Annotated in this window: 23 protein-coding genes; 12 read left to right on the top strand and 11 right to left on the bottom strand. The window is 67.2% G+C overall.

Features of this window, described 5'->3' with window-relative positions; translation table 11 throughout:
* Window positions 1-54: 54 nt before the first annotated feature.
* From BO226_RS02415 to BO226_RS02400, 3 genes are all read right to left on the bottom strand, one after another.
* Window positions 55-1,032, bottom strand: a complete 978-nt coding sequence (locus tag BO226_RS02415) for an NAD(P)/FAD-dependent oxidoreductase (RefSeq protein ID WP_071934547.1) — start codon at window positions 1,030-1,032, stop codon at window positions 55-57.
* Window positions 1,033-1,064: 32 nt separating this feature from the next.
* Window positions 1,065-2,338, bottom strand: a protein-coding gene (locus tag BO226_RS02410) for an IS3 family transposase (protein WP_156354424.1) whose coding sequence is annotated in 2 segments (ribosomal slippage) — window positions 1,065-2,059 and window positions 2,059-2,338 — 1,275 coding nt in all. Because the reading frame shifts where the segments join, the coding sequence is not laid out codon by codon here.
* A 48-nt stretch (window positions 2,339-2,386) separates the two neighbouring features.
* Complete coding sequence (locus tag BO226_RS02400; RefSeq protein ID WP_071934546.1) at window positions 2,387-3,229, bottom strand: class I SAM-dependent methyltransferase; 843 nt, start codon at window positions 3,227-3,229, stop codon at window positions 2,387-2,389.
* 48 nt (window positions 3,230-3,277) lie between these two features.
* Between BO226_RS02400 and BO226_RS02395 the strand changes: the two genes are divergently transcribed.
* Complete coding sequence (locus tag BO226_RS02395) at window positions 3,278-3,862, top strand: helix-turn-helix domain-containing protein (RefSeq protein ID WP_019287984.1); 585 nt, start codon at window positions 3,278-3,280, stop codon at window positions 3,860-3,862.
* Window positions 3,863-3,880: 18 nt separating this feature from the next.
* Here the strand turns inward: BO226_RS02395 and BO226_RS02390 are convergent, their stop codons facing one another.
* The 4 genes from BO226_RS02390 to map all read right to left on the bottom strand — a co-directional run bounded on the left by BO226_RS02390 (window position 3,881) and on the right by map (window position 6,925).
* Window positions 3,881-4,369, bottom strand: coding sequence for an FBP domain-containing protein (locus BO226_RS02390; protein ID WP_006550660.1), 489 nt, complete (start codon window positions 4,367-4,369; stop codon window positions 3,881-3,883).
* A gap of 86 nt (window positions 4,370-4,455) precedes the next feature.
* On the bottom strand, window positions 4,456-5,709 hold the full coding sequence (gene fmdA, locus BO226_RS02385; RefSeq protein ID WP_039586368.1) for a formamidase: 1,254 nt from the start codon (window positions 5,707-5,709) through the stop codon (window positions 4,456-4,458).
* Window positions 5,710-5,749: 40 nt separating this feature from the next.
* Entirely contained in the window at window positions 5,750-6,040 is a 291-nt protein-coding gene (locus tag BO226_RS02380) for an FmdB family zinc ribbon protein (protein ID WP_039586433.1), read from the bottom strand.
* A 105-nt stretch (window positions 6,041-6,145) separates the two neighbouring features.
* Window positions 6,146-6,925 (bottom strand): type I methionyl aminopeptidase, encoded by a 780-nt coding sequence (gene map, locus BO226_RS02375; RefSeq protein ID WP_006550663.1) that lies wholly within the window; start codon window positions 6,923-6,925, stop codon window positions 6,146-6,148.
* Window positions 6,926-7,016: 91 nt separating this feature from the next.
* Between map and BO226_RS02370 the strand changes: the two genes are divergently transcribed.
* Both BO226_RS02370 and BO226_RS02365 read left to right on the top strand, forming a co-directional pair.
* Complete coding sequence (locus BO226_RS02370) at window positions 7,017-7,283, top strand: helix-turn-helix domain-containing protein (protein WP_016693921.1); 267 nt, start codon at window positions 7,017-7,019, stop codon at window positions 7,281-7,283.
* 81 nt (window positions 7,284-7,364) lie between these two features.
* Window positions 7,365-8,279, top strand: coding sequence for a hypothetical protein (locus BO226_RS02365; protein ID WP_052227346.1), 915 nt, complete (start codon window positions 7,365-7,367; stop codon window positions 8,277-8,279).
* Between the two features lie 16 nt (window positions 8,280-8,295).
* On the opposite strand, the gene BO226_RS02360 is transcribed toward BO226_RS02365, so the two are convergent.
* Window positions 8,296-9,567 carry an MFS transporter gene (locus BO226_RS02360; protein ID WP_071934545.1) on the bottom strand — a complete coding sequence of 424 codons (1,272 nt, stop codon included), beginning with the start codon at window positions 9,565-9,567 and terminating at the stop codon, window positions 8,296-8,298.
* Between the two features lie 116 nt (window positions 9,568-9,683).
* Between BO226_RS02360 and BO226_RS02355 the strand changes: the two genes are divergently transcribed.
* The 3 genes from BO226_RS02355 (at window position 9,684) to BO226_RS02345 (ending at window position 12,091) form a co-directional block, all read left to right on the top strand.
* A complete protein-coding gene (locus BO226_RS02355) occupies window positions 9,684-10,643 on the top strand; it encodes a pseudouridine synthase (RefSeq protein WP_071936331.1) in 960 nt (319 codons plus the stop codon).
* A gap of 74 nt (window positions 10,644-10,717) precedes the next feature.
* Complete coding sequence (locus BO226_RS02350) at window positions 10,718-11,506, top strand: hypothetical protein (protein ID WP_006550668.1); 789 nt, start codon at window positions 10,718-10,720, stop codon at window positions 11,504-11,506.
* Between the two features lie 105 nt (window positions 11,507-11,611).
* The gene (locus tag BO226_RS02345; protein ID WP_232238039.1) at window positions 11,612-12,091 is read left to right on the top strand and encodes an AAA family ATPase; all 480 of its coding nucleotides are present in this window, start codon (window positions 11,612-11,614) and stop codon (window positions 12,089-12,091) included.
* On the opposite strand, the gene BO226_RS02340 is transcribed toward BO226_RS02345, so the two are convergent.
* Window positions 12,088-13,062: an ABC transporter permease gene (locus BO226_RS02340; RefSeq protein WP_232238038.1), complete on the bottom strand. Its 975-nt coding sequence runs from the start codon at window positions 13,060-13,062 to the stop codon at window positions 12,088-12,090. The genes BO226_RS02345 and BO226_RS02340 overlap by 4 nt on opposite strands.
* A gap of 3 nt (window positions 13,063-13,065) precedes the next feature.
* On the opposite strand from BO226_RS02340, the gene BO226_RS02335 reads away from it, so the two are divergent.
* The 3 genes from BO226_RS02335 (at window position 13,066) to BO226_RS02325 (ending at window position 16,539) form a co-directional block, all read left to right on the top strand.
* Complete coding sequence (locus BO226_RS02335) at window positions 13,066-13,536, top strand: SbtR family transcriptional regulator (protein ID WP_232238037.1); 471 nt, start codon at window positions 13,066-13,068, stop codon at window positions 13,534-13,536.
* A gap of 87 nt (window positions 13,537-13,623) precedes the next feature.
* Window positions 13,624-15,249, top strand: coding sequence for a LuxR family transcriptional regulator (locus tag BO226_RS02330; RefSeq protein WP_006550672.1), 1,626 nt, complete (start codon window positions 13,624-13,626; stop codon window positions 15,247-15,249).
* A gap of 114 nt (window positions 15,250-15,363) precedes the next feature.
* Window positions 15,364-16,539 carry a flavin-containing monooxygenase gene (locus tag BO226_RS02325; RefSeq protein ID WP_006550673.1) on the top strand — a complete coding sequence of 392 codons (1,176 nt, stop codon included), beginning with the start codon at window positions 15,364-15,366 and terminating at the stop codon, window positions 16,537-16,539.
* 25 nt (window positions 16,540-16,564) lie between these two features.
* Here the strand turns inward: BO226_RS02325 and BO226_RS02320 are convergent, their stop codons facing one another.
* Complete coding sequence (locus tag BO226_RS02320) at window positions 16,565-18,328, bottom strand: GNAT family N-acetyltransferase (protein WP_071934543.1); 1,764 nt, start codon at window positions 18,326-18,328, stop codon at window positions 16,565-16,567.
* Between the two features lie 55 nt (window positions 18,329-18,383).
* Here BO226_RS02320 and BO226_RS02315 point away from each other — a divergent pair, with 55 nt between their 5' ends.
* The gene (locus BO226_RS02315; protein ID WP_006550675.1) at window positions 18,384-19,163 is read left to right on the top strand and encodes an alpha/beta fold hydrolase; all 780 of its coding nucleotides are present in this window, start codon (window positions 18,384-18,386) and stop codon (window positions 19,161-19,163) included.
* Window positions 19,164-19,251: 88 nt separating this feature from the next.
* Here the strand turns inward: BO226_RS02315 and BO226_RS02310 are convergent, their stop codons facing one another.
* On the bottom strand, window positions 19,252-20,217 hold the full coding sequence (locus BO226_RS02310) for an arabinofuranosidase (RefSeq protein WP_039957861.1): 966 nt from the start codon (window positions 20,215-20,217) through the stop codon (window positions 19,252-19,254).
* 200 nt (window positions 20,218-20,417) lie between these two features.
* Between BO226_RS02310 and BO226_RS02305 the strand changes: the two genes are divergently transcribed.
* Together BO226_RS02305 and BO226_RS02300 are read left to right on the top strand one after the other, a co-directional pair.
* Window positions 20,418-23,171, top strand: a complete 2,754-nt coding sequence (locus BO226_RS02305) for an AAA family ATPase (RefSeq protein ID WP_071934542.1) — start codon at window positions 20,418-20,420, stop codon at window positions 23,169-23,171.
* A gap of 5 nt (window positions 23,172-23,176) precedes the next feature.
* Window positions 23,177-24,391 (top strand): McrC family protein, encoded by a 1,215-nt coding sequence (locus BO226_RS02300; protein ID WP_006550678.1) that lies wholly within the window; start codon window positions 23,177-23,179, stop codon window positions 24,389-24,391.
* Window positions 24,392-24,625: the final 234 nt, after the last annotated feature.

Here is a 24,625-nt window from a genome sequence, read left to right as displayed (position 1 = left end):
GAATCGGCCGGGCGAGCGTGTGCTCGCCCGGCCGTTCTCGTATGCCCGACAGGACTATTCGGCGAAGGTGAGTCCGCGGGCGGCTCGTTCCTCCACCGCCGCGGCCGTCTCCTCCGCGATCAGGTCGGCGTTCACGGCCGCCCCTGTCATCACGCCGGCGCCTGCAGCGACCACGACCACCGCGGAGAGGTCGGCGGAGTTGCCCGCCGCCCATACGCCGGGCAGAGCGGTCTTCCCCGTCGGATCGGTCTCGATGAGGGTCCCCACGGGATGGTCGGTGACCGTTCCGCCGAGCTGCTCGTACAGGTCGGCGCGGGCGACGAAACGCGGCGCGACCACCACGGCGTCGACCTCGATCTCGGTGCTGTCCTCGAGCACCACGGCACGGACCTCCTCGCCGTCCGCTCGCAGTTCCGCGACCGCGCCGTCGACGATCCGCACGTCGCGCGCCTCGAGCTGGTCGCGGGCCTCGCTCTCCAGGGCGGGCGCCGAGTGGGTGAAGAAGGCGACATCGTCGCTGAGCTGACGGAACAACAGGGTCTGGTGCACGCTCATCGGCCCCGACGAGATCACGCCGACGCGCCGGTCCCGAACCTCCCAGCCGTGGCAGTACGGGCAGTGCAGGACACTCTTCCCCCACAGTTCGCGGACTCCGGGCAGGTCGGGCAGCTCGTCGACCAGTCCCGTCGCGAGGATCAGTCGACGTGCCTGCACGGTGGTGCCGCCGGAGAGACCGATCTCGAATCCCGTGCCGCTGCGACGAGCGGATTCTGCTCGTGCGGACAGGATCTCGGCGCCGTATCCGACGGCCTCCTTCCGCCCGAGAGCCAGGAGTTCGGTCGGCGCGATGCCTTCGTGCCCGATCACGTTGTGCGCGGCCGCGGCAGGGGCGTTGCGCGGTTCACCGGCGTCGACGACGAGCACCGAGCGGCGCGAGCGTGCCAGCGCGGTTGCGGCACTCAGTCCGGCCGAGCCGCCGCCGATCACGACGACGTCGTAACCGTCCTGTGTGGGGTTCTCCTGGGTGTTCATCGGTTTGATCCCTCCCGGCGTTTCCGGAGAGCTCATGGTGTGAGCGCTTCCTCCGGATTGAGGGTGCGCATGCGATCGTAGTGGAGTTGCTCTGCCCGGTCGGGGGTGAGGTCGTGGCAGTAGCTGTGTGGTCGTTCTCGGTTGTAGAACGCCACCCATTCGGCGGTGCCCAGCGACAACTCAGTGGCTCCATGGAACAGGGGCTGGTTGTCGACCAGTTCGTTCTTGTAGTCCGAGTTCACCGATTCGGCCAGGGCATTGTCGAAACTGTCCCCGACGGTGCCGATAGAGGCCGCGATCCCTTCCTCGGCCAATCGCTGCCCGAACACGATGGCAGTATACTGCGATCCGGCGTCGCTATGATGGACGAGTTTGCTCAAATCGACTACCCCGCAACGTTTTCTGTTGTCGATCGCATTGTTGATCGCATCGGTCACCAAGTTCACCGTCATCTCCGTGGCCACCTTCCAGCCGACGATCTTGCGGGCGAACACGTCAGTCACGAAGGCTGTGTACGCCCAACCGGATTCGGTGCGGCAGTAGGTGAAATCGGCCACCCACAGGCGGTTGGGTGCCGCGGCATAAAACTGCCGGTCGACCAGATCCGTCGGCCGCTTGGCCGCCGCGTCAGGGATGGTCGTGCGCACCCGTTTCTTCTTGATCGCGCCGTGCCATCCCATCTCCCGCATGACCCGTTCAACCGTGCAACGGGCGACATCTAATCCGTTGCTGCGCAGCATTATCCATGTCTTTCGTGAGCCCAGAACGCGGGTCAGGGGTTTGTTCTTGCGGAGCATGAAGATCGCATCGATGACCTGCGCGTCAGCGAGCATACGGGCGCTCGGCCCGCGGTTGATGTGGTCGTAGTATGTGGACGGGGCGATGCGCCAGCCGTGCTCAGAGAGCACGGCGCACATCGAATCGACACCCCAGATAAGACCATCCGCACCCACCCGATGTCCCTGGTGGGTGCGGATGAAGTCCACAATTACCGGTGTGGCCGGTCGATTTCGGCCGCGAAGAAAACCGACGCCGCTTTCAGGATGCCGTTGGCCCGTTTGAGTTCGGCGACCTCCTGTTTGAGCCTGCGGATCTCCTCGTTGTCGGCCCTCGAGGCGCCTTCCGCATCAGCGGCCGGGGCCTTACGAACCCACTGACGGACAGTCTCCGCCGAGGTCACCCCCAACAGATCTGCGGTCTTGCGCATCGCCGGCCACTCCGCCGACCCGTGGGCCACCAACTGGGCCACCATGTCCACGGCGTCTCGCTTCAACTCAGCCGAGTACCGCTTCGATCCTGCTGCCATAGGTTTCATCCTCCCTTGAGAGGAGCCCTCCGGAAATCCCGGGAGGGATCAGTTCTCCTCCTTGATTGCCTGTGCGATCCACACGGTTCGGGATCCACGCACCACCAGATCTGCCCGGTGCAGCACCGAATCGGGGCCGTCGCCGACGAGTCGATCGAGCGTGTCGAGATCCTCGTCGGACACGGCGTTGTCGAGGCCGGTCCGCATCCGGCTCAGCACCGCGTGGGCGTATCGGCGTGCGGTGTCGTCGACGTCGGCACCGAGTTCGTCGCGGCGCATCTCGACCATCTCGAACCCGGCGCGACGCAGGTTGTCGCTCCAGTCGGGCCACCTGTTCCACCCTCGGGACGCCGCGGCCTCGTGACATCTCGCTTCGAGTCCCGGTGTACCGATACCGATGTCGTCGGGCAGGAATCGTGGTTGCGACTCCATCTCGGTGACGACCACCGTCCCCCCGGGTGTCATCGCCTCGGCGAGTTGCCGGAGCGTTGCATCCGGATCCTCGACGTGGTGCAGGGACAGGGCCGCCCAGGCGAGGTCGATCGCACCGACGGCCGGAAGTCCTGCATCGAGGTCGGCCTCGACGGTCCGGATCCGATCACCGAACCCGTTGTACGCGGCGGTCTTGCGGAGTCGTTCGAGCATCCCGGCGGACCGGTCGAGAGCGACGAGCTGCGCGTGAGGGAACCGGCGCGCCAGGGCGAGTGTGCCTGTTCCTGTGCCGGCGCCGATGTCGACGACGGTGCGCGGTTCGCGCTCGAGCTGTCCGGCGACCCGGTCGAGCAACGACTCGAAGTAGGGCCGGTTCATCGCGGCGTCGAGGTCGAGCACCTCGGCCATCGACTCGTCGTGCGCGTGGTCGTGCGGTGCGTGGTGGGCGTGGTGGTGCATGACTCCACGTTAGGACGCGTCATCCAGTTTCGGCATATACTCTTGCCTATGGAGCAAGAATCGTCCGATCTGGACCAACTCATCCGTCAGCGCATCCGCAGCCTGCGGCTCGCGCGGGGGTGGACCCTCGACACTCTCGCAGGCCGGTGCCACATCAGCCCGTCCAACCTGAGCCGCATCGAGACGGGCCGTCGCAGGATCGCACTCGACCAGCTCGTTCCCATCGCGCGGGCACTCGACACCACGATCGACCAGCTCGTCGAATCCGGCGAGGACCAGGACGTGGTGATCAGGCCCCAGGCGTGCGACACCCCGGGGTACACGACCTGGCTATTGTCGCGGGAACGATCACTGGGCGGCGTCACCATCGCCAAGATGCGGATCACGAAGCAGGAGCCGGTGCCGGCCGACACGCTCCCCGTGCACCCGGGGCACGAATGGTTCACCGTCCTGACCGGCACCGCCCGGCTCCAACTCGGCGAACGGACGATCCTCATCCAGGAGGGCAACGCAGCCGAGTTCTCGACGATGACACCGCACGCCATCAGCGCGCACGACGGACCGGTGGAGATCCTCACGATCCTCGATCAGAACGGGGAGCGTGCGCACCTGCGCAACCCCGCATCGCACTGAAAGGGCCGGGTTCGCCCGTCAGGCATACAGGCGATCGACGAACGCGCCGAGATTCTCGCGGACGCGCTCGGCCTTCTCCTCCGGCTCGAGATCCTCGCGGTACCGGCTGCCCAGTGCGGGCTTCTTCTTGCCGCGCGCGTACAGCGAGCACTGCAGGTCGATGCACATGTAGGTTCCGACCGCGTTGCCCGCTCGACCCGCATCGCCGACCTTGTTCGCCGTCATCAAAGCGATGCCACCCCGGGTGTGGGTGGTGAGGCAGATCGTGCACATCTGCGTCTTGCCCGAGCCCTGCTGTTCGAACCGCATGGCGACACCCACGAGTTCGCCGTCGCGGGGGACCACGATGTAGCCGCGACCGGGGAACGACGGGTCGGTCCAGCCGAGGAAGTCGAGTTCGTCCCACGGCCGGTCGTCGAGATCGCGCGGCACCGGAAGCCGCTTCGCATCACCCTTGGAGCAGTTGACGAAGGATGTTCGAATGTCCCGTTCGGTGAGCGGGTCCATGGCGGGGACCACCTTTCGTTCGCATATGTACCGACCCGAGGACGGTACGCGCACCGCTCACACCGGGCAAACGATTTTCGCGGCCCTCACGCCGACGAACGCGGTGCTCCGATACCCGGATCGATCGTCACCGGACCGGATGCGGTGGGCGCGACCGGGAAGTCGAAGATCGCCGTCGGAAGATACACCGTGGCACACGAATTCGGGATGTCCACGACACCCGACAAACGTCCCTCGATGGGTGCAGCCCCGAGCAGGAGATACGCCTGCTCGGGGCTGTAGCCGAATTTCGTCAGATAGTCGATGGCGTGCAGACACGCCCGCTGGTACGCCAATTGCGAATCCAGATACCGCTGTTCGCCGTCGAGCGTCACGGACGTGCCGGAGAACGCGAGCCACTCGGAATACTGCGGGTCGGTGTTGCCCGGCATGAAGATGGCGTTCTCGCTCACCCCATAGGTCTCCATACCGCCGGGGATCAGATCGACGCGCAGGTCGATGAACCCGCCCATTTCGATGGCACCGCAGAAGGTGATCTCGCCGTCACCCTGCGAGAAGTGCAGGTCGCCGACCGACAGATTCGCGCCGTCGACGAAGACCGGATAGAAGATCCGGCTTCCCTTCGTGAGGTTCTTGATGTCCTGGTTGCCGCCGTTCTCCCGCGGTGGAGCGGTGCGCGCCGCTTCGGCCGCGACCCGGTCGAAATCGGCGCCCGACAGGCTGCCGAGAATCGCGCCGTTCGGCTCGGGTGGCAGCGCCAGCGCCGGCTCGCGGTCGGGATCCGTCGCGATCAAAGCAGCTTCCCGAGTGTTCCACGTCGACAGCAGTTCGTGCGACGGCGCCGTCCCCATCAGGCCGGGATGCACGATGCCGGTGAACGACACGTGGGGCACGTGGCGGCTCGTCGCCTTCTGCCCGGAGAAGTCCCAGATCGCCTTGTAGGCGTCGGGGAACTGGTCGGTGAGGAATCCCCCGCCGTTCGTCTTCGCGAAGATGCCCGTGTAGCCCCAGCCCTGCCCGGCGAGCGGACCCGAGTCCTCCTGCGGAATCGGGCCGAGGTCGAGGATGTCGACGATCAGCAGGTCGCCGGGCTTGGCACCCTCCACTGCGAACGGTCCCGACAACGCGTGCACGATGTGCAGCGGGGCATTGCGGATGTCGTCGGCGGAGTCGTCGTTGTGGATCTCGCCGTCGAACCATTCGCGGCAGTGCACGCGGAAGGAATCCCCCGGTTTCAGCGTCGCGACGGGCGGGATATCCGGGTGCCAGCGGTTGTGGCCGATCTTCTCCTGATCGGTGAACCGGCGGGTCGAATCGAGGGGGAACACGACGTCGGGCACGGGACCTCCTGCAGCGGTGACGGATCAGGGGCTGTGACGATCAGGGACGTGGTAAGGATCGGTGTCGGGGGTCGGTGGTGACCGGCCGTGACGGACGCCTCGGCACACCCGGCAGGGCGCCCGAGACGACGTCGGGTTCGGATGCGGTCCGTGCCGTGGCGTCGTGCAGGCGCATCGCTGCCGAACCGCCGCGGCCGAGACGGGGCGCAGTGAGCGAACGACGAGCCTGCCGAGCACACTGGGGGCACGGGGTCGACGCGGAGACCTCGCTCATCGGGAGGGAGACGTCGAACGGCCCGCAGTCGGCACATCGGAACTCGTACAGCGGCATCGGCATCGCCTTTCGCCCGTCGGTGCACCGACCATAACGGACCGCACGCAAGCCCGCTCCCCTACTCCGAATGTTCCTGCTGTCCGGAGCTGTTCGGTGCCATCTCTATTCGGTGACACGCTCTCGCTTCGTCAGCACCAGCGGTCCACCCTCGGTGATCGCGATCGTGTGCTCGCTGTGCGCCGTGCGCGAGCCGTCGGCGGAACGGATGGTCCAGCCGTCGGGGTCGTAGACGATCTTGTCCGTCCCCGCCGCGAACCACGGCTCGAGGGCGAGCGTCAGGCCGGGACGCAGCACGAGCCCGCGACCCGCACGTCCGGTGTTCGCCACGTGCGGATCCTCGTGCATGGTGCGGCCGAGTCCGTGACCACCGAACTCGGTGTTGACGGGATAGCCGTACTCGGCGGCGACAGCGCCGATCGCTGCGGAGATGTCTCCGAGGCGGTTACCGGGGAGCGCGGCGGCGATGGCCGCGTCCAGCGCCACCTCGGTCGCCTCGACGAGGTGCCGGTCCTCGGGACGTTCCGCGCCGACGATGATGCTGCGTGCCGAATCGGCGACCCAGCCGTCGATCGAGACGGCGATGTCCATGCTGAGCAGGTCGCCGTCCCGGAGTACGTAGTCGTGCGGGAGCCCGTGCAGCACTGCGTCGTTGACGGACAGACAGATGACGTTGCGGAACGGTCCGCGCCCGAACGAGGGCGCGTAGTCCCAGTAGCACGAGACCGCGCCGCGTTCCTCGATCATGTCCCGCGCGCGCTGTTCGAGATCGAGCAGGTTCACGCCGGGTCGGGCGCGGCCCGTCAGATCGTCGAGCAGCTCGGCGATGAACGTGCCGGTCACGTCCATTGCCGCGATCTCACCGGGGGTTTTCAGTTCCAACACGGGGCACTCCTCAGGATCACAGAACGGTATTTAAATACCACCCTAACGCGACGATCGGTATTTTCATACCGACGCGGCTAGACTGCGGGTCATGGTGCGACTCCCCCTGACCCCGGAACAGCTGGCCGCCGGCAAACGCCTGGGTGGTCGGCTGCGCGAAGCCCGAGGCAGCAGGACGCTCACCGAGGTGGCCCGGGCCGCCGACATCTCGCCGGAGACCCTTCGGAAGATCGAGACCGGACGACTGGCGACGCCGGCCTTCGCGACGATCGCCGCTCTCGCACGGGTGCTACCCGTCTCTCTCGACGATCTCGCCGAACTGGCCCTTCCCTGCACCGACCTGCAACGCACCGGATAGCGCCTCCCCACCGGACGTAACAGCAGGAGACATCGGCAGCGATATCCGGAGGCACACCACCGCGACAGCGAAGGGATCCGGATGTCGATGCAGCCTCCGCAGGACGGGTACGGCTACGGCTACGGCGCTCCCCCGCCGCCCTGGCCCACCCCGACCCCGCCGCGACGACCGAAGTGGCCGTGGCTCGTGGGCGGTGCCCTGCTGGTCGCCGTCATCGCCGCAGTTGCCGCGCTGGTCGTCGTCCTGACCCGCTCGTCCGATACGGACCCGGAAAGCACTGTCGCCGCGAGCCCGCCCCCGTCGACCGTGACGGTCACCGTCTCGCCGTCCGCAGTTCCGCGTGCGGAAACGGATCCGCCCGCCCCACGAGCACAGGCGAGTCGGTCCCTCACCCCGAGCGGCTTCCCGACCAACGGCACTCTGAAGGTCGGGGTGGACATCGCCCCCGGCGAATACGCGCTACGCCCGACGGGTTCGCTCGGCGGTTACTGGGAGCGGTTGTCGTGCCTGACCGGAGACTTCGAGTGCATCACGGCCAACAGCATCGTGCAGGGCAACAGCTACGTCACCGTGCTTCCGGGCGACGTGGCCCTGCGGATCGAGGATCTCGAACTCACGGCCACCGGCAATCCCGCGCCCGCAGCCGGGCCCGCTCGGCCACTACCGCCCGTGTCGGCCTCCGAGGACACCGACGCACAGGGCTTCGTCGGCATCCCCGAGGCACGGTGCAACCACACGAATCCCGCCGTCGCCATCGGCCAGACGGCCGACTCGCTCGTCGTGGTGTGCGAGACCGGGGCCGGCCGGTACTACTACAAGGGCGTTCGTACGAACGACGGTGCGGCGATCGAGATCGACGACCCCGTGCCCTCGGGCGACGGTTTCACCGCCACGAACGCCGGTGTGCAGTACAGCATCTCGTCGCGTGCTCTCGTCATCTCCGAGGGGTCGACGGTGCTCGCCGAGGAGCCGATGCTGCAGTACTGGTCGCAGTGATCGGCGGTACCGGTGATCACCGGGGACGCGAGGCCGCCCGCCCCGCGCCGCTCTGCCACACACCGTGCACCCCGCTCGGCCCGATGCCTCGATCAAGAGCGAGCAGCAGGACGGCACATCCGATTCCCGACAGCACCAGGCTCGTGCCGAACAGCGCGGGATAACCGAACACGTCTCCGACCACACCGGCGGTGAAGCCCGCGATGCCCTGCACGACGACGATCGCGCACGCGAGCAGGGTGTAGTCGCTGCCGGCGTGGTCCCTGTCCGCGGCGTCCATCATGAGCGTGAACACCGCGACCGTCGCGGCGCCGCCGAGGACGTGTTCGGCCAGGCTCGCGGAGACGATGAGCCCGAACCCGCCGTAGCCGAGCGACGCGACGACGTACAGCGCGAGGCTCGCCGTCTGGGTCACGCCACCGATCAGCAGGGCTTGCCGACGACCGCGACGGAAGCACAGCCACCCACCGAGGGCGGCACCGCCGAGAGCGCCTGCCGAGGACAGCACACCCTTGACCAGCGCGATCTGCCCGAGGGTGAGTCCCGAGTCGGACATGAACGGACCGACCATCGCCGAGCCCATCGAGTCACCGAACTTGAAGCCGCCGATGAGCAGGATGAACGCGAGCATCCCGGGGCGGCGCAGACGCGTCCACCACGCGACCGTCATGCGGGTCGCGCTTCGCGGTTCCCGATCCGTCGTGGCTCGTCGCTCCGTGCGCGGCAGTCGCCACACCGGGATGGTCGTCAGCACCAGCAGGAACGCCATCGCGAGGAACAGGCTGCGCCAACCCGCGAGGGAGAACACCCACAGCAGCGCTCCCCCACCGACGATCATCCCGATGCGGTACGCACCGACCTGGATGCCGTTCCCCAGCCCGCGTTGTTTCGGTCCGAGCAGTTGCACGGCCAGACCGTCGGTCGCGACGTCCTGCGTTGCCGAGAGGGCGTTGACCACCGCGATGCCGACGAGCAGCCACCGCAGCGTCGACGACAGGTCGAGGCACGCCAGGATCAACGACACCGCCGACGCCGCGAGCTGAAGCGAGAGCAACCACTGCCGCCTCGTCCCGTAGTGGTCGACGTACGGCGCCCACAGGAACTTCAGCGCCCACGGCGCGAAGAGCACACCCGTCGCGCTGATCGCGATCAACGAGAAGCCGGACTCGCGGAGCACCACCGGAAGCGCCTGCGTGAAGAACCCGTACGGCAGACCCTGCGCGAAGTACAGGGCGGCCAGCAGTGCGAGCGTGCCGGTCGGGATGCCGAGCCGGGCCGGTGCAGTCATGCGGACATGGTGTCAGAACGGTGTGCCCGTGGATCTCGACAAGTCCTGATCGCGCCGTCGCCGATCACCCGAGGCGCAGCTCACGTCGCGGCCGATGGGAGGATGGTGCCGTGCCGATGCCCTCACCGTTGCCCGTCAGGAACGGGGTCGGGCCCACGCGACTGCGTGTTCCGACCTCCGGTCCGTGGTCGACGGTCGCCGAGTACGTCGTCGCGCGTTTCGACCATCTCGACGCCGACGATCTCTACCGTCGCTTCGACGCCGGCGAGATCGTGGGGATCGACGGAGAACCCATCGGTCGCGGCACCGAACTCGGAGCGCACCGGTTCGTCTGGTACTACCGCGATCTGCCCGTCGAGGAACCGGTGCCGTTCCACGAGGAGATCCTGCATATCGACGACGACCTCGTCGTGGTCGACAAACCGCACTTCCTGCCCACCACTCCGGGCGGGCGCTACCTGCGCGAATCGGCACTGGTCCGTCTGCGGACCCGCCTCGACAACCCCGATCTGACACCGATCCACCGGCTCGACCGGGCGACCGCCGGGCTCGTGATGTTCTCGGCCCGGCCCGAGACGCGCGGCGCCTACCAGTCGTTGTTCGAGAAGCGCCGGGTCACCAAGGTGTACGAGGCGGTGTCCGCACTGCCGGCGGAGTGGGATCCGGCAGCGCCGCAGATCGCCGGACGTCCGGTCCCCGTGCTGTACCGCAATCACATCGAGGCGCGACGCGGTGAGTTGCGCGTCGTCGCCGACGACACCCGCGAACCCAACTCCGAGACCCTGATCGAGGTGCTCGGATCCGGGGTGAGCGGGTCGGGACGGGCCGTTCTGCACACCCTGCTGCGCCCGCACACCGGTCGGATGCATCAGCTGCGAGTGCACCTGGCGGCGCTCGGTATCGGGATCCTCGGCGACCACTGGTATCCCGTGCTGCTGCCCGAGACACCGGACGACCATTCGCTTCCTCTCCAATTGCTCGCGCGGGAACTCGAATTCGTCGACCCCTTGTCGGGGGTCGAGCGTCGCTTCGCCACCCGGCGCAGCCTGGCCGAAGCACCGACCACGCAGGACTGAGTGCGCCCGAGCGGATCCTGGTCGATCCTCCGAAAACTCCGACATGCCCGGCTTCACGAAATACGCTGGTAGGCATGACCAAGGTCGTCGACGGTTACCTCCGGTCGCCACTGTCGGGCATCGCACCGTGGATCCTCATGTCCGTCCTGTCGGCCCCGGGACGGTTCGAGGAAGCGGTGTGTTTCGCTCTCGGCCTCGTCCTGCTGACGATGTGGGTGGGCGCGCGACGCGGCATCAAGATACACGCCCTCGACGTGTTCGGCGCGGCGTTCTTCGTCGTGCTGGCCGCGGTGGGCCTCATCGCGTCGGACGGCGTCATCGACTGGATGGAGATCTGGGCCGGTGAACTCACCAACATCGCGCTCGCGGTGTTCGTCGTCGCCACCCTGATCGCGCGTAGGCCGTTCACACTCCCCTACGCGAAAGAGGACACGCCCCAGGAGTACTGGACGTCTCCCCTGTTCATGAAGATCAACTACGTGATCTCCGCGGTCTGGGCCGGTGCGTTCACCTTCTCCGCCATCGTCGGGTTCATCGGCGACGCCGTGATGCGCGACCCGGGCAACTTCTGGACCGGCTGGGTGCTCCAGCTCGCGGCGATCTTCTTCGCGGTCTCCTTCACCGAGTTCTATCCGGACTACGCCGGTGCGAAGTTCGCGGCGTCGCAGGGCGAGTCCGAACCCGCCCCGTCGCTCCTGAAGCTGATCGACTGGATACCGACGTTCGTGCTGGTCGCGGGGATCTTCGGGTGGGTCACCGACTCGATACCGGACGCGGTCGGGATCGGCATGATCGTCGTCGGCATCATCGGAAGCGCCGTGATCGGCAGACTCTCACCGAAGACCGAGAAGGCCTCCACGTGACGCGGTGCCCTGGCGCCCAGGGGTGCGGATCGGGCCCGATTCGATTCGGATCAGCGATGAGCGTTATCGGTCTCGATCTCGGTGGCGGTGTGTACCGTCGGGCCGGTGGCAGCGAACAGGACCCGAGTGTCTCGCGTCGTGATGATGTGCGGCCCGGCCGGTGCCGGTAAGACCACCTATGCCAAGCGCCTGGAGCGCGGGGGTTGGTTGCGTCTGTCGTACGAGGTGGAGTTCTGGGATCGCGGGATCACGACCATGCCCTCCGCCGACGTGGTGGCCGAGGTATCAGCAGATCTGAAGGCGCGTTTGCTTCGCCATGTCACGGCCGGGAACGATGTCGTGCTCGACTTCGGATTCTGGTTCCGTCGACAACGTGACGAGTTCCGCGCACTGCTCGCACCGCAGGGCATCGTGCCGGAGACCGTGTACATCGCGACGGAGCTCGAGACCATCCTGAGCCGGGTCGGCGACCGGCACGGGAGGTGGGCGGACGATTGGCCGCTGACCGAGCGGACGGCGACGGAGTACTTCGAGCGGTTCGAGCCGCCGACGCCCGAGGAAGGACCGCTCGACGTGGTCCGCTAGGCCGCGACCTGCGCCGAAGGACGCTCTGTCGCTTCCTCACCCACCGCACGTCGCATGCCCACCACGTAGAGCACGAGTCCCACGACGATCCACGCGGCGAGGGTCGACAGCGCGACGAATCCGCCGGCACCGTCGAAGTATGCCGCGGAGCGCACGAGGGTTCCGGCAGCCCCCGGGGGAAGGATCTGACCGAAGGTACCGAGTCCGGACGGCAGCCATGCCGACGTCGTCGCGATACCGGCCAGCGGATTGCCGAGGAACATCATGGCCATCGCACCGATGGTGAACCCTTTGGCGCCGAAGGCCTTCTGGAGTCCGGCCAACGGGAGTGCAAGGGCGGCGATACCGAGGGCCATGGATCCCGCGACCGGCCAGAAGGTCGATTCGATGCTTCCGAACGCGAAGGTGAGGATGGACGCGACGACGATGCCACCGACGGCAGCGAAGACGAACAGGCCGGTCAGGTACCAGGCGTCGCTGCGCGGCAGGATCTTCCGGAATGCGACGACCGGGACGATGCCACCGAAGACGAGCGGGAAGGCGAGACCACCGATGCCGATACCGGTGGGGTCGGATTCCGGCAGCGGGACGACGTCCTCGACGCTCACATCGGCCCCGAGTGCTCCGCCGACCGCCTGCGAGGTTCCGGCGAGCGAACCGGAGATGGCGGTCGAGCCGGCGCCGGCGACCAGCGTGCGGACGCCCGACTCGTCGACGACGAACCCTCCGATGACGTCGCGGTCGTGGATGGCGTCGCGCAGTTCCTGCTCGAAGGCGAATCGCTGCGAGGTGTATGCGTCGGGGGCGGCCGTCGCGAGCGACGTCTCGAATTCTTCTGCCGCTGCGGAGGTCCCGACGATACCGACCTGCAGGTCGTGCGGTCCGCTCTTCAGCGACGGCATGATGAAGACCAGCAGCATCAGCACCAGGATCACCCCGAGCCCGCACGTCATTCCCAGCAGCGACAGCACGGGATGACGCTTGCGCGCGGTGGAGTCACCCGCGTCGGGAACTGTCGTCGTAGCGGCGTCTGCCATCGCGCGCTGGCCGACGAGGTCGCGCTGACGATCCTCGCCGACATGCGCGCAGCGGGCACCGAGGCCCTGGAGCGCGTCGGCTCCTCACCCGAGGACGCCTGGGTGGGCTACGTGCAACGGCTGGTCGAACTCGACCTGGGTGCACTCTCGGCCACCCTCGCCGAATTCGTGACCGACGAGATCTCCGGATCGGTGCGCGACGCCCAGACCCAAACGGTCGCCGGGGTCGAGGAACTGCTCGACGCGGTGCGATCCGCCGGCATCGTGCGCCCCGACCTCGACGCGCTGGAACTGGTCCTGGCGATCGGCCTGATCACCCGCCCCTTACCCGACGCGATCCGTGCGGTGACACCGGATCTCGTTCCACGATTGGTGTCGATCGTTCTGGCGGGCATGCGACCGTCGTGAGCCGCGCGCACACCGACGACCCTGCGTATCTGCGGGCGTAGGATCGCAATCAGCCGGTGTCGGCGGCGCTCGATCGCGGGAGCGAACATGGGCAGGTCGGCGGTCCTGGACCACGCGCGGGCAGCGTACCGCGCGCGCGAGTGGCCGCGTGCCCTGGACGGATTCCGCAGCGCCGACACACTCGCTGCCCTGTCCGCGGACGACCTCGATCTGTTCGCCCGAGCCGCGTACCTCGCGGGCCACGACGACGACAGCGTCGCACTGTACGAGCGCGCCTTCGCCGCACATCTCGAAGCCGGCGAAACCGAGAGCGCGGGTATCAGCGCCTTCTGGTTGTGCTTCCTGCTGATGGGACGCGGTGAAGCAGCACGGGCCGGAGGTTGGCTGGAGCGAGCCCGACAGTCGGGTGTCCCGGACCGACCGGACTGCGCGACCAGCGGCTTCCTGATGATCCCCGGAGCAGTACAGCAGATGTACGCGAACCGGCCGACCGAGGCACTGCCGATCTTCACCGCAGCTCAGCGCATCGGACGGGCCTGCCACGACGCCGACCTTCTCGCTCTCGGCTCACTGGGCATCGGACAGTGCCGAGTCCTGCTCGGCGACGTCGACGGCGGGCTGCGGACACTCGACGAGGTGCTCGTCGCCGTCGGATTGGGCGAGGTCTCGCCCGTCGTCTCCGGCCTGGTGTACTGCGCGGTCATCGAGACCTGCTACGGCACATATCATCTGCAACGGGCGAAAGAGTGGACTCGGGCCCTCGGCCGCTGGTGCGACGATCAGTCCGGACTCGCGCCCTTCCGGGGACAGTGCCTGGTCCATCGCGCCCAGATGCTGCAACTCGAGGGCGACTGGTCGCAGGCGATGGACCTCGCCCGCCTCGCACTGCAGCGGCTGTCGGATCCGCCCGGTCAACCCGCGATGGGAATGGCCCTGTACGAGCAGGGCGAACTGCATCGTCTACGCGGTGAGTTCGCCGAGGCGGAAGCCGCCTACAGGTCAGCGGGCATGTACGGGCAGGAGGTACAGCCGGGTCTTGCTCTGCTGCGTCTGAGACAGGGCGACACCACCGCAGCGGTCGCCGGAATCCTCCGGGGTCTCGGCGAAGCCTCGAATCTCGACAGGCCGCGGATGCTCGCCGCCCACACGGAGATCGCGCTCGCCACCGGAGATGTCGCCGCAGCCCGGCGCAGCACCGACGAACTCGAGGCGCTGACCCGGACGCAGGACGCCCCTGCACTGGCAGCGATGGCCGACCACGCGCAGGGCTCGGTCCTGCTCGCCGAAGGTGACCCCTGCGGCGCCCTCGAACGGCTGCGGCGATCCGGCAGGCGCTGGCGTGACCTCGGTGCACCCTACGAACGTGCCCGGGTACGAGTGCTGCAGGGTCGATGCTGCGCCGCACTCGGCGACGACGATGACGCCCGGCTCGAATTCGACTCGGCAGCATCGATTTTCCACGATCTGCACGCGTTGCCGGATCTGCGTGAGCTCCGCGGTCCCGAACTCGCCGACGCACCGAACGGGCTGACGCCCCGGGAGGTCCAGGTGCTGCGCGCCGTTGCCACGGGCAAGACGAATCGAGCCATCGCCCACGAGTTCGTCATCAGCGAGAAGACGGTGGCCCGGCACCTGAGCAACATATTCACCAAGCTCGAGGTGTCCTCACGAGCGGCGGCGACGGCCTACGCGTACGAGCATCGCCTGCTCTGACTGGGTAGAACTGCCCATACGCTGCCACCTTCGACTGCACACTCCTCCCGACGCGGCCGAGGGGCGGCAGTGCCTAACGTCGTCGGTGTAGTTCCCTCACCTCGGGGAGTCGTCATGACCGTCCACAGCGCACCCCAGCAGATCGACACCGTCGTCGTCGGCGCAGGTCAGGCAGGCCTGTCCGCCGGTTACCATCTGGCCCGTCGTGGCCGTCCGTTCCTCATCGTCGACACGTACGGACGCATCGGCGACAACTGGCGCTGCCATTGGGACTCGCTACGCCTGTACAGCCCCGCCGGGTACGACGGACTGCCCGGCATGGCGTTCCCGGGCGACCCGCACCGCTCCCCCACCAAGGACGAGGTCGCCGACTACCTCGAGTCCTATGCCTCCCGCTTCGACCTGCCCGTGCTCGGCAACACCCAGGTCCGCCGGCTCTCCCGCGACGGCGGCCGGTTCGTCCTCGACTGCGGCGACACGCGGATCGAGGCGAACAACGTCGTCGTGGCCACGGGCACGTTCGGTCGAACCCCACGCGTCCCCGACTTCGCCTCCGAGCTGGATCCCGGCATCGTGCAGCTGCATTCGAGCGAGTATCACGATCCGTCGCAGTTGCGCGACGGTCCGGTACTCGTAGTGGGGGCTTCCCATTCCGGCAGCGAGATCGCCTACGAGCTGGCGGCGTCCCATCCGACGACTCTGTGCGGCCGCGACACCGGGCAGCTGCCGGTGCGTGTGGACAGTCCCGCCATGCGCGTGCTGTTCCCGATCCTGTGGTTCGTGTGGGGACATGTGCTGTCCGTGCGCACCCCGATGGGACGACATGCTCGCGAGGACGAACGGCGCCACGGGGCGCCCCTGCTGCGGATCCGTCGGCGGGAGCTGGCCGCACGCGGCGTCACCCGGGTCACCGAGCGCGTGACCGGCGTGGCCGAACTCCGCCCCGTGTTGTCCGACGGCCGGATTCTCGACGTGACGAATGTGGTGTGGTGCACCGGTTTCCGCCAGAAGTACGACTGGATCGACCTACCGGTGTTCGATACGGACGGCTGGCCGCGCGAGGAACGCGGCGTGGTCCCCTCGGTGCCCGGTCTGTACTTCACCGGTCTGTGCTTCCAATCGTCGTTCCGGTCGATGCTCGTCGGCGGGGCCGGTGCGGACGCGGAGTACGTCGTCCGTCACCTCGTCGCGCACGGCGCCCCCGCGTCCGCCGGAACGGATCCGGGTCGGCACACGCCGCACTACCCGGTGAAGCGGAACTCCACCACGTCGCAGTCGGCCACGACGTAGCCCTCGGCCGTCGAGTCGGCCGATGTCAGAGCGCCCGCTCGAATCCGGCGTGGGTGCAGTCGTAGCCGAGCCGCGCCCCGAACGTCCGAACCCGCTCGTCGTCCGGGTCGACGGCGATCTGCGCGAGCGTGGCACCCCGGTTCCGGCCGTGATCGTGGGCCCACTCGAGCATGGCCGTACCGATGCCGCGGGAACGTTCGGACGGGGCGACCCGGATTCCTTCGACGAGCAGGCGGGTGGCACCGCCACGGAACAGACCCGGCACGATCGTCAACTGCATCGTGCCGACGATCCGGCCCACCTCGTCGCGTACCACCGCAAGATAGTGCGAAGGGTCGCGGGCGACAGCGTCGTAGGCCTCTTCGTAACGGGCGAGTTCCACACCGTCGCAGGCGCTCTGCTCGTCGCCGGAGAGCAACCCGACGATCGCCGGTACGTCGGGTCGGCCGGCACGTTGCACCCGATAAATCCTGTCGCCCAATCGGATCAGACCACCGACCGATTCACGGGCGCGTGCCTGTAGCCGGGCGACGAGCAGGTCCAGCCAGCCACCGACGTGCCGCCGGGCCTCGGTGGTGTCGGGATAGCGGCACCGCAGGTGCAGTCCCGAGTCGTCGAGGATGAACCACAACATCACCCCGTCGGTGCGGATGGTCGCGCCGACGTACTGCGCCTCGAGGCCGGTAGCGTCGACCCGGACGGGAAGCCGGCGCAGGTCCAACCAGGAGATCGCGAACATGCCCGGCGCCTCCGGCATGCCCTCCCACGGGCGCAGGATGTCCTCGAGGGGCCAGGATCCGAGCCTGACCGCCTCCTTGACCGCGTCCGCGGCCGCGCGAGGTTCGGGGACGGCCGATTCGAGCACCGAATTGGTGATGAACCAGCCGACGGAGTCGTGCCAGGTGGCGTCGTACCGGCTGTGCACCGGGAACACCGCCCGCAACGGGGCTCCGGCCAGTTCGAGGGTCACCTCGGTCATGGCCGCCACCACCAACGCGAGGGTGGACACCCCGTCGTCCTTCGCCTGAGCGGAGAAGGCGGCGCTGTCGTCGACGTCGAGCACGTCGCGCACCTCCACACGTTCGCGTTGGAGGCTTGCCGCTCCGAGGGAGAGCGGGAAGCGCGGCATCACGTCGCCGCTGGCGGCGAGCACCTCGGCCCAGCGCTCGTGGACCTCGGCGGGTGCGGCCGGACGGTCCCGCAGTGCCCGGGTGTGTTCCGCGAAGGCCGGTGTCGGGGGCAGGGACGGTTCTCGTCCCGCGCGCACGGCGGCGAGGGCGGCGAGCAGGTCGCGGGCGATCACCAACATGGACCACATGTCGACGTGCGAGTGGTCGGCGGCGACCACGACGGTCGGTTCCGTGGCGGTCTCGAGCACGCACAGCCGGTGCGACGGCCGGTTGTAGGGCGAACACGCGCCGTCGAGGACGTCCCGGAGGGCGTCGTTGACGGCCTGACCGGGACCGATCGGATGCTCGACCCACCCGCCCGGGCGGATCTCGGCCTCGCGCAGAAGCGGCTCACCGTCGTCGCCGTGCGTGAACACCGAGCGCAGGGTGCCGTGCCGCGCGATCACCGCCAGCCAGGCGGTCGCGAGGTCGTCGGGCGAAACCGGCTCGAACAGGCGGAAGGACAGAGCCATCCAGGAGCCGGGACGTTCGCCCGCGCCGACATGCCGCCGCTGGTCGAACGACACGGGAAGCGCCCGGCCGAGCCCCGCGACGGTCACGTCGTAACCGAGCAGTCGGCCGAACGGCAGGCGCAGGTGCGCCACATTTGTCAGCCGCATGCCGGGTATCCTAGGCGCCTTCCCCAGCAACCGCTTTCCGACGTCGGGAGACGATGTGCCGACCTTCAGTGTGCCGGGGGCCGAACTCGACGTGGAGCTGAGCGACGAGGGTGGCCACCCGGTCGTCCAGCTCCACGGCCTGACCTCGAGCCGCCACCGCGACCGCCTCATGGACCTCGACCTGGGCCGCGGGCTCAGCGGCACCCGACTGCTGCGCTACGACGCGCGGGGGCACGGCCGCTCGACCGGTCGTGCGGTGCGGGAGGACTACCGCTGGCCGGTGCTCGCCGACGACCTGCTGCGGCTGCTCGACCACTACTTCCCCGGCGAGCGGGTACACGGGGTGGGGCCGTCGATGGGCACCGGAACCCTGCTGCACGCGGCGGTGAAGGATCCGGAGCGCTTCAGCAGCCTCACCCTGCTGGTGCCGGCGACCGCCTGGGCCACCCGCGCCGCGAAGGCCGCCGAGTACCGGGCCGCCGCCGATCTCATCGAGCAGCAGGGACTCGCGGCGTTCCTCACGCGCGATCTGACCGCGCCACGACCGCCGGCCACCGTCGACGCGCCGGAGACCGTCCCCGACGTCACCGAGGAACTGCTGCCCTCGCTGTTCCGGGGCGCCGCGCTGAGCGACCTGCCCGATCCGGAGGCCGTGTCCGACATCGACATTCCGGTGACGGTGCTGGCGTGGATCGACGATCCCGCGCACCCGGTGTCCACGGCGGAGTCGCTGGTGGGTCTGCTCCCTCACGCGAAGCTGGAGATCGCGCACACCCCGGCCGATCTCGCACAGTGGCCGAGCATCCTCTGCGAGGACGTCGCCCGGCACGGTTGACTCGCGGTGACGACGTTCGTGCCTACGTGCCCCGACTTGGATTTCGGTGTTCTCGACTGCAGCACGCGCAGTCGAGAACACCGAAGTGTCAGGCGGCTTCCCGGATCACGGTGAAGTGCCGCACGGTTCCGGACAGGCCGGGAAGTTCCTGCCGCGGCGACCAGGTGTTCAGATCCCGGCTGTCGGAGTAGTAGTACTTGCCCTCGTCGTAGGCGTCGAAGAACAGCCGCCAGGTGCCGTCGGGCAGCTGGATCACCGACGGGCCCTCGACGAAAGTTCCCCAGTCCCCGGGTTCGACGAACCGGTAGGGGCCCGTCACCGACGGGGCGACGGCGTGCTCGATGACCTTCCGGTGCTCGTTCTTCGTGAAGGCGTGATAGGTCCCGCCGACCTCCACGACCGTGGTGTCGATGCGGTCGGCGCCGATGCCGTCGAGCGGCACGGGAAAGCTCCACCGCTGCAGCGACGGGTCGAGGGCGGTCATCAGATAGGGCACGAAGCCGCCGCCGGTCGACATCGACAGGATCACGTGGACGCGGTCGCCCTCCACGAACCATTCGGGGGCCCAGGCCTTGGTGGTGAACGGCGACAACGACGGTCCGTCACTCGACCCCGCTGACCCCGACGACCCCGGCAGGCTCGCGGAGCCGGTGCCGTCCCCCGTTCCCGGCAGGAAAGCACAACAGAACGGGACGGGCCATTCCCCCACGTGTGTCCACGCGACGCGGTCCGGGCTACGGGCGAAGCCGACACTTGCGCCGTCCGCCGTCGTGTAGGTGACGTAGTAGAAGCCATCGGAATGCCGGAAGATACTCGGGTCGCGCACCAGTCCGGACGGCGGCCGGTAGGCCGAGGCCTGGACGAGGTCGAACCGTGTGCCGTCCACGGACTCGTAGACGTCCATGTCTCGGTCGCTGGTGCTGCTGAACCCGACCATCGTGTACCGCAGGCCGAGCGGTGCGGCGGTACTGCTTCCCGACGTCGCGACCAGCAGGCTCGCGATCACGAACACCACCGTCGATACAACGGAGAGACCGGTTCGGACGGGGCGCATACCGGAGGAGTATTCACGACGGTGGTCCCGCGCCGTAGGAATTTCGACCGCACAGGTACTGAGGCGATGCCGATACCCCGATCGCGTAGGGATAGGCGGGGCCGGAACCATCGACATCTGATGATGTACGACTGCCGATCCGGCCCCAACCGGCTCTTCGCACCCCACCGATAGACTCCTCGCGGATTGAAAGGTGGGACATGGTCGATCACACGGAAATCGACGCGCGCGAACTCGAGTTTCGACGTCGATGGCACATGGCCCACGTCGAGCACGCACAAGGTGCGCTCGATTTCCGTTCGGGCTGGCGTGCCAGGAATCTGACTTCCCACGCAAACGAGGCCCGTCTGCTGCTCGACACACTGCGGCGAACCCGCAACCTCGGCGCGTTCCAAGCCGAGAACTCACGATGGGTGGGAAGCTTCGAGTCCGGGTACAGCGGTGCGGCCGGGCAGATGATCATCAACCAGATCAACAAGATGTCGCCCGCTCCGGAGACATCCGTCGCTGTGTTGGTCGACGCACTGGCGACCCCAATAGACCTCGACGATGCTGAGCGGAAGATCCGGGTCCTGGCCGACCATCTGGAAGAGATTCGGGTGGGCGCGCACCCGAGCCCGAAGCGCGCACCGTTCGTCGCGTCGTACTACTGGGGTCTCGACGCCCCGGAGACCTGGCCGGTAGCGTGGCCAAAATCCACAGAGTATGTGGACTTCTGCACGGGAAAGTCTGAATATCCCGATCAAGGTGAGCGCTACGCTGAACTGTATCGCTTCGCGAGGGAGTTGGACGGCGACGTAGTCCGGTTCGAGGAAGTCGCAGCCTGGTGGGCCGATACCAGACCAGCGGTGATCGACGAGGTCCTGTGCGATCGTGCGCTCTTGCGTGAGGGCGCCAAGGAACGTGGCGACGATCCCGAACTGTACCGTGACAACGCCCGGGTTCTGGTCTCCGTTGCGCGCCATATCGGTGCTGCCCTCGAAGGCGATGTCGCGCAGGCCGCGGGTCGCACACTGAAAGCATTCAAGCCAACGCCGATGTGGGACGAGATCTGGCCCCGCGGGGACATGTGGGTCGACTGGCGGGTGCCCGGAACCTACGGTCTTGCCGTTCGTATCTGGCTCAACGGTCACGGACTCGCTGTGGGGCTGCGTCCCTTCCCGCACGCCGAATCAGGAGCCACCGAGGAAGCGGTAGGAATCATCGAGAGTCACCCCCTCCCAGATTACGAGATCATCGCCGGTGGCCGGTCCATCGTCGGTACGGACCGGGGTTTCGTGGGTGGCGGATCGGGCGAGATCGTCTACGCGCGCTGGTTCGACCGCAGCGAGTTGTCGTCGCTGGACCTGCCTGCGGAGATCCTGCGTACCACCGAGCAAGTGGCTCCGCTGATCGCCGAATTGAACGGCGAAGCCACGAGTACCTCTACCCAGGACGACGAATTGGCAACGCTCGTGGCGGAATTCAAAGAGGCGGCGGGATATCCGACTCCCGGTCACGAGCAGGACATCGCCGACCGCCGGGACTTCGCCCGGTTACTCGACGTCGACGAGTTGCAGGTTGCCGATCCCGCGGAACTCCGGCGCATCTGGAATTCCGGCCGCTACGGCAGCACCGGGCCGATGTCGGTGCTCAACACCAGCATCCGCGACGCAGACGAGGCCGAGTACCGCCGGATCATCCAAACCTTCAAGTACCTTTGCTGGGGCGGCGATCCGCCGGCTACCCGCATCGACCGTGTTCTCGACGACGAGGCCCTGCGTGTCCGAGGGCTCGGCGAGTCGGTAATCATGAAGATGCTGGCGATCACACATCCCGAACGTTTCATCACCGTCTATCCGTACACGGGTCCTCGGGGGAAGCTGAAGATGCTCAAGCTGCTTGGACTCGAAACACCACAGCTGTCGTCCCGCGGCGAACTGCAGGTGAATTCCAACGACGCTTTGCGCGCACGCCTGGACAATCACTTTCCCGGTGATCCGCTGGGCGTCGGGTCCTTCCTCTACTGGCTGGCCGAACGCGACGAACAGCCTCAGGACGAGACGGATTCCGATCCTCTCGACGCGCTGGCCGAGGAACTGCTCGTCGAGCGGTCCTTCCTCGACGACATCGTGGCGCTGCTCGAGGACAAAAAGCAGGTCGTCTTCTACGGCCCGCCGGGAACTGGCAAGACCTACTTCGCGCGCAAGCTCGCCGAGGCACTGGTGCCCGACGCGGAGCGGCGCCCGATCGTCCAGTTCCACCCGTCCACCTCGTACGAGGACTTCTTCGAGGGGTACCGTCCCGAGACCGACGCCGACGGGGTGATGACCTATCGCCTCAAGAGGGGTCCTCTCGCCGAGCTTGCGGCGCGGGCGCAGGACGCACCCGGTCGCCAGCACATCATGATCATCGACGAGATCAATCGTGCCAACCTGCCGAAAGTACTGGGTGAACTGCTGTTCCTCTTCGAGTACCGCAACACCCCGGTGCGCACCCTCTACCGCCCCGATGATCCGTTCGAACTACCGAAGGACATCTGGTTCATCGGCACCATGAATACGGCGGACCGCTCCATCGCCCTGATCGACGCGGCACTGCGGCGGCGGTTCCACTTCATTCCGTTCTTCCCGAACCGCGGGCCGTTGAAGGGGGTCCTAGATCGATGGTTGGCATGTGAAGGCGAGCCGGCGTGGGTGGGCGAGCTCGTGGCACAGGTGAACGACGAACTCGAGCGCGAACTCGGTGGACCTCATCTGCAACTCGGCTCGAGCCACTTCATGAAGCACAATCTCGACCGCGACGCCCTTCGCCGTATTTGGGAATACAACGTCGAGCCGTTCATCGAGGACCAGTTCTTCGGCGATCCCGAACGGATCAACAGGTTCCGCTTCGGTCAGGTCTGGAGCCGGTTCAGCTATCTGGCAGCCGAGTCCATCAGCGAAGGTGAGTCCTCCGGAGAAGTAGGGAGCTGACGGACGTGTCGGTCCTCTTCGAACATCAATCGGACGAGAGCCTGAGTCTGACCCGGCGCCAGGCCGAGGAACTCCAACAGACCGGTTACGTCGACGTCCAGCCCCTACCCGGGGATCGTTGGCGGGTGAGTGCGAAGAACTACGTCGGCACGCTCGTCTCGGACGGACTCGAACTGCTGATCAGACCGAAGATCGAGCCGGATAACCTCTTTCTGCTGCTCGAGCCGGGCCTGCCGGCCAACGCATGGCGGAATGAGGCGTTCGAGTACGGTGCGTCGTCGAATCTACTGCCGGCGGTGATCTCGTTCTTCGCAAGAACGGTGGAGGGCACCTTACGGCGCGGGGTGCTTCGCTCATACGAACAGAGAGAGGAGGCACTAGTCGCTCTCCGCGGGCGGCCGAACCTCACCGGGCAGTTCCGGAATCCGGGTGTGCTGACCCCGACTTCCTGTTCGTTCGACGACTTCTCGGAGAACATCGCCGAGAACCGGGCACTTCGCTCCGCCGTGCGGGCAGCGCTGCGTGTTCCACTGATCGACGCGGGCACTCGTCGACGGCTCATGCAACAGTTGATCGCCCTCGAAGGCGTAGACGACATCCACGTCCACCCCGAGTCGATCGACTCAATTCCGTTCACGCGGCTCAACCGGCACTACGCACCGGCGTTGCGGCTGGCTCGTCTCGTGCTCGCGAACCTCACGCTGACCGACGTCCACGGGAAGGTGCAGGCTTCGTCGTTCATGGTCGACATGAACGACCTGTTCCAGCGATTCATCACCGAGCGGCTGCGGCGCATGCTGCGCGGCACGCTCGACGTCATCGGCGAGCCGACCGTACATTTGGGCACCGGCCGCAGCGTGACCATGCTCCCGGACATGGTCTTCCGTACACCCGGCGGACGCCATGTCTACGTCGCGGACATCAAGTACAAGCTCACCGACGATGCGCGCGCCCGCAGTCAGGACTACTACCAGCTTCTCGCGTACACAACAGCAATGGACCTGCCCGAAGGCATGCTGATCTACTGCCGCCGGCAGGACACCACCGCTCTCCGCACGGTGACGGTGCGCAACGCCGACAAGCGGCTCGTCTGCTGCCCGATCGATCTGACAGGGACCCCTGAGGACGTCGAGCGGGAACTCACCGCTCTGGCCGAAAGGATCGCCACCACCGCGTTCGGGGGCGATAGAAACGAACTTCGGTGGTTTCAACCCCGCTGAGCGGGGTTGAAACCACCGAAGTGTCGTGGTGCTAGACGTTGAAGCGGAACTCTCTTCTCGACGTTTGCTGAGATTGACCAATGTCGGAACATGCGATCTAGCTGCGAATACCTCCGTTGGCGATGTTGGCGGCGTAAGGGGGCTCGCGAACCTACTGCGGACGCACTGCGGACGGAACCACAACCCGTGGGGTTACGGATGCGGTCGATTATCGAGCGGCAGTTACGGAGCTGA

Source organism: Rhodococcus sp. 2G, from assembly GCF_001886355.1.
In the GTDB taxonomy this organism is placed as follows: domain Bacteria; phylum Actinomycetota; class Actinomycetes; order Mycobacteriales; family Mycobacteriaceae; genus Rhodococcus; species Rhodococcus pyridinivorans.
Note: the sequence above shows the minus strand (reverse complement) of the source record. Positions and strands in the feature narration are given on the sequence as shown.

What these genes read in the sequence shown, in the direction of transcription:
- BO226_RS02325 (WP_006550673.1), top strand. Translation starts at nt 15,364, where the DNA reads ATGACCGTCCACAGCGCACCCCAGCAGATCGACACCGTCGTCGTCGGC.
- BO226_RS02305 (WP_071934542.1), top strand. Translation starts at nt 20,418, where the DNA reads ATGGTCGATCACACGGAAATCGACGCGCGCGAACTCGAGTTTCGACGT.
- BO226_RS02320 (WP_071934543.1), bottom strand. Translation starts at nt 18,328, where the DNA reads ATGCGGCTGACAAATGTGGCGCACCTGCGCCTGCCGTTCGGCCGACTG.
- BO226_RS02355 (WP_071936331.1), top strand. Translation starts at nt 9,684, where the DNA reads ATGCCCTCACCGTTGCCCGTCAGGAACGGGGTCGGGCCCACGCGACTG.
- BO226_RS02415 (WP_071934547.1), bottom strand. Translation starts at nt 1,032, where the DNA reads ATGAACACCCAGGAGAACCCCACACAGGACGGTTACGACGTCGTCGTG.
- BO226_RS02380 (WP_039586433.1), bottom strand. Translation starts at nt 6,040, where the DNA reads ATGCCGCTGTACGAGTTCCGATGTGCCGACTGCGGGCCGTTCGACGTC.
- BO226_RS02400 (WP_071934546.1), bottom strand. Translation starts at nt 3,229, where the DNA reads ATGCACCACCACGCCCACCACGCACCGCACGACCACGCGCACGACGAG.
- BO226_RS02370 (WP_016693921.1), top strand. Translation starts at nt 7,017, where the DNA reads ATGGTGCGACTCCCCCTGACCCCGGAACAGCTGGCCGCCGGCAAACGC.
- BO226_RS02350 (WP_006550668.1), top strand. Translation starts at nt 10,718, where the DNA reads ATGACCAAGGTCGTCGACGGTTACCTCCGGTCGCCACTGTCGGGCATC.
- BO226_RS02310 (WP_039957861.1), bottom strand. Translation starts at nt 20,217, where the DNA reads ATGCGCCCCGTCCGAACCGGTCTCTCCGTTGTATCGACGGTGGTGTTC.
- BO226_RS02330 (WP_006550672.1), top strand. Translation starts at nt 13,624, where the DNA reads ATGGGCAGGTCGGCGGTCCTGGACCACGCGCGGGCAGCGTACCGCGCG.
- BO226_RS02390 (WP_006550660.1), bottom strand. Translation starts at nt 4,369, where the DNA reads ATGGACCCGCTCACCGAACGGGACATTCGAACATCCTTCGTCAACTGC.
- BO226_RS02335 (WP_232238037.1), top strand. Translation starts at nt 13,066, where the DNA reads ATGACGCTTGCGCGCGGTGGAGTCACCCGCGTCGGGAACTGTCGTCGT.
- BO226_RS02395 (WP_019287984.1), top strand. Translation starts at nt 3,278, where the DNA reads ATGGAGCAAGAATCGTCCGATCTGGACCAACTCATCCGTCAGCGCATC.
- BO226_RS02360 (WP_071934545.1), bottom strand. Translation starts at nt 9,567, where the DNA reads ATGACTGCACCGGCCCGGCTCGGCATCCCGACCGGCACGCTCGCACTG.
- BO226_RS02365 (WP_052227346.1), top strand. Translation starts at nt 7,365, where the DNA reads ATGTCGATGCAGCCTCCGCAGGACGGGTACGGCTACGGCTACGGCGCT.